This window comes from Burkholderia sp. Bp8986, from assembly GCF_003854225.1.
Classification (GTDB): Bacteria; Pseudomonadota; Gammaproteobacteria; order Burkholderiales; family Burkholderiaceae; genus Burkholderia.
This window is the reverse complement of the sequence record NZ_QTQM01000221.1, coordinates 1-366: the sequence shown is the minus strand read 5'-3', so window position 1 is coordinate 366 and position 366 is coordinate 1. Positions and strand designations below refer to the sequence as shown.

Annotated in this window: 1 pseudogene; it reads right to left on the bottom strand. The window is 62.3% G+C overall.

The annotated features are described in order from the left end of the window. Positions 1-364: pseudogene (locus DID99_RS36980) on the bottom strand (electron transfer flavoprotein subunit beta/FixA family protein); the annotation flags it as partial. Between the last annotated feature and the right edge of the window lie 2 nt (positions 365-366).

Below are 366 nucleotides of genomic sequence, written 5' to 3'. Positions count from 1 at the left end.
CCGTCTGGTTCGAATCGTCGTCGATCGCCTGCTTGCCGAGGATCACCAGTTGCGGCTGTTCCTTGTCGACCAGCGCCTTCAGGATCTTCGCGACGGCCAGCGGCTCGACGCTGTCGTTCGACTCGACGAGGATCGCGCGATCCGCGCCGATTGCCAGCGCCGTGCGCAGCGTTTCCTGCGCTTGCGTCACGCCGACCGACACCGCGATCACTTCGGTCGCGACACCGGCTTCCTTCAGCCGCACCGCTTCTTCCACCGCGATTTCGTCGAACGGGTTCATCGACATCTTCACGTTCGCGATGTCGACGCCCGTGTTGTCCGACTTCACGCGGACCTTCACGTTGTAATCGACCACTCTTTTCACTG